The organism is Halobacterium bonnevillei, assembly GCF_009831555.1.
Taxonomy (GTDB): Archaea; Halobacteriota; Halobacteria; order Halobacteriales; family Halobacteriaceae; genus Halobacterium; species Halobacterium bonnevillei.
Map to the genome: position 1 here is coordinate 1 of NZ_WUUU01000249.1, position 3,196 is coordinate 3,196.

The window sequence follows — 3,196 nt, forward strand, 5'->3', positions numbered from 1 at the left end:
CCTCGATTCGACGACGGAGCCCGCGAGCGCCGCATGGAGCGCGACATCCGGCCCGCCCACGGCCCGGACTCGGTCTGGGAGATGGGGGGCGACAGGGACGCCTACTCGTCGTCGGGCGGCCGCGACTATCCGCTGAACGCCGCGCGCGTCAAGGGCGTCGGCGGGTCGACGCTGCACTGGCAGGGGATGGTGATGCGCCTCCACGAGCAGGACTTCGAACTGAACTCCGCGACCGGCGTGGGCGCGGACTGGCCGATCGACTACGAGGACCTCCGGCCGTACTACGCGGCCGCGGAGCAGGAGCTCGGCGTCGCAGGCGCCAGCGACAATCCCTTCGCGCCGCCCCGCGAGGAGCCGCATCCGCTGCCCGCGTTCCCGCCGAGTCACTCGGACTCGCTGTTCGCCGAGGCCTGCGAGGACCTGGGCATCGCGACGCACAGCGTGCCGAACGCACGGCTCTCCGAGTCGCGGAACGGCCGGAGCGCCTGCGTCGGGTACGGCACCTGCCAGCCGGTCTGTCCCTCGGGCGCGAAGTACGACGCGACCATCCACGTCCAGCGGGCCGAGGACCGCGGCGTTCGCGTGGTCGACCGCGCACCTGTCCAGCGCCTGGAACACGACGATCAGGGTGACAACGTCACCGCCGCGGTGTACGCCACGCCGGACGGTACAGAGTACCGCCAGGAAGCCCGCGAGTTCGTTCTAGCGGCGGGCGGCGTGGAGATCCCGCGCCTCCTGTTGCTCTCTGCGACCGACCAGTACCCGGACGGCCTCGCGAACTCCTCGGGACTGGTCGGCCGGTTCTTCATGGACCACCTGTTCGCGGGCGTCGGCGGGACGCTCGACGAACCGACGCGCCAGAACCACGTCGGCTTCAACACCACCGAGAGCCACCAGTTCTACGACCGCGCGGACGACTCGCGGGGCGCGATCAAACTCGAGTTCCTGAACTACGCGGGCCCGTCCCCGGTGGAGATGGCGCTGGACGGCGACGACTGGGGCGACGAGCTGCTCGACCGAATCCGCGCGAACTACGGCACGCACGTCGCCGTCGGTGCGCTGGTCGAACAGCCACCCAGGGCGGAGAACCGCGTGCGCCTCGACCCGGAGTGGACGGACGACCACGGCAATCCCGTGCCCGACGTGGTGTGGTCGCTGGACGACTACACGCGCCGGACCATCGAGCGCGCGAACGAGATTCAACGCGACGTGCTGGACGCGCTCGGCGCGGACGTCGAGTGGACTGTCGGCCCCGAGAACACGGGTCCTGCGTTCCACCACATGGGCACCACGCGCATGGGCGTCGACCCCGAGGAGAGCGTGGTCAATCCCCAGCTTCGAACACACGACCTCCGCAACCTCACGATTCCGTCCTCGAGCGTGTTCCCGACCGGCGGCGCGATGAACCCGACGCTGACCATCGCCGCGCTCGCGCTGATGGCCGCCGACCACGTCGACGACCGACTGTAGCGGCGTGGTACCGGTTCACTACAGAAGCGAATTTCAGCAAATTCGCTTACAGAAATATCATTCAGATTACCATTAAGGTGGTTGCGCACGTGGAACTAGACGTGATGAGAGAGACAACCAATCTGGCGCCACTCGACGCGCACGACCTCCCCGCGACCGTTACCGCCGCACTGCTGGTCGTCGCACTGCTCCTCGCAGCAGTCGCCGCCGCCAGCGCGCCCTCCACGGCGCTGACCGTCGCCGGCACAGTCGTCGCAGTCACTGGCGCACAGCGACTCACCACAACGTACCGAACCCGGGTGCGCGAGCGGACACTCCGCCACGCACACCCGGCGAACTGAGGGCCCCCTGACGCTCCCCCCGGGTACCGCGGCGGCCATCCACTGTCAGTGTCTGTCCACCCTCCACCCGCCGCCGCGTGCCCGGGAACCCGCGTCCCCGCTACGCGTTCGGCCCGCTTATTCGTCGCTTCGCCGCCCCGGAGTCCACTCGCCGCCGAAGTCCTCGTGCGTGAACGGCACCGCGTCTTCGCCGGTGTACGTGGCGACGCACTGGCCGTCGCCCTCGAGGTAGTACTTGTACGTCGTCAGGCCCGCGAGGCCGACCGGACCGCGCGCGTGAATCTTCCCCGTCGAGATGCCGACTTCCGCGCCCAGCCCGTACCGGTAGCCGTCGGCGAACCGGGTCGAGGCGTTGTGGAACACGCTCGCGGCGTCGACGCCCTGCATGAACACCGCGGCGGCGTCCTCGTCCTCAGTGAGAATCGACTCGGTGTGCTTCGACCCGTACGTGTTCACGTGGTCGACGGCCTCGTAGACGTCCCCGACGACCTTGATGTCCAGTTCCAGGTCGCCGTACTCGGTGCGCCAGTTCTCCTCGGTGGCCTCGCTGACGTCCACGACGTCTCGGGTCGCCGCATCCCCGCGGAGTTCCACGCCGGCGTCCTCGTAGCGCGCGACCACGTCCGGGAGGAACTCGTCGGCGACTGCCTCGTGGACCAGCAGCGTCTCCACCGCGTTGCAGACGGCGGGGTACTGGACCTTCGCGTCGAACGCGACGTCCGCGGCCATCTCCAGGTCCGCGGCCTCGTCGACGTAGACGTGGCAGACGCCCTCGGTGTGCCCGAGCACGGGAATCTGGGTGGTGTCCTGGATGTAGCTCACGAACTCCGAGGACCCGCGCGGCATCACGAGGTCGACCTGGTCGTCCAGTTCGAGCAGGCGGTCGACCTCCTCGTGGGCCTCGATCAGTTGCGCCCATCCGTCCGGGAGGTCGGCGGTCGCGTCCCGGATGATCTCGTAGAGCACGCGGTTGGACTCGCCGGCCTCGCTGCCGCCCTTCAGGATGACCGCGTTCCCGGACTTCAGCGCGAGCGACGCGATCTGGACGAGGGCGTCCGGCCGCGACTCAAAGACCGTCGCGACCACGCCGATTGGGACCGCGACCTTGTACAGCTCCAGGTCGTCGTCGAGCTCTCGGGCTTCGAGCGTCTCGCCGAGCGGGTCAGTCTGGCCGGCGACGGACTCCACCATGCCCGCGATGTCCTCGATTTTCGCCTCGTCGAGGCGGAGACGGTCGACCAGCGCCTGCGTGTACTCGCCGCGCTCGAGCATCGCCTCGGCTTCCTCGACGTCCGTCTCGTTCGCCGCGAGAATCTCGTCGCTGCGGTCGCGGAGGGCGCGTCCGCGACGGCGTGCAGCGCGTCGTTGCGGGCGGTCTCGTCGAC

Annotated in this window: 2 protein-coding genes and 1 pseudogene; 2 read left to right on the top strand and 1 reads right to left on the bottom strand. The window is 69.2% G+C overall.

Annotation, left to right across the window (positions count from 1 at the left end; translation table 11 throughout):
- A partial coding sequence (locus tag GRX66_RS17745) for a GMC family oxidoreductase (RefSeq protein ID WP_159527690.1) occupies positions 1–1,470 on the top strand: 1,470 nt, incomplete at its 5' end.
- A gap of 104 nt (positions 1,471–1,574) precedes the next feature.
- Positions 1,575–1,811: a hypothetical protein gene (locus GRX66_RS17750; protein WP_159527691.1), complete on the top strand. Its 237-nt coding sequence runs from the start codon at positions 1,575–1,577 to the stop codon at positions 1,809–1,811.
- Positions 1,812–1,928: 117 nt separating this feature from the next.
- Here the strand turns inward: GRX66_RS17750 and GRX66_RS17755 are convergent.
- Positions 1,929–3,196: pseudogene (locus tag GRX66_RS17755) on the bottom strand (glutamate-5-semialdehyde dehydrogenase); the annotation flags it as partial.

Coding starts and splice junctions, on each gene's coding strand:
- GRX66_RS17750 (WP_159527691.1), top strand. CDS start 1,575: ATGAGAGAGACAACCAATCTGGCGCCACTCGACGCGCACGACCTCCCC.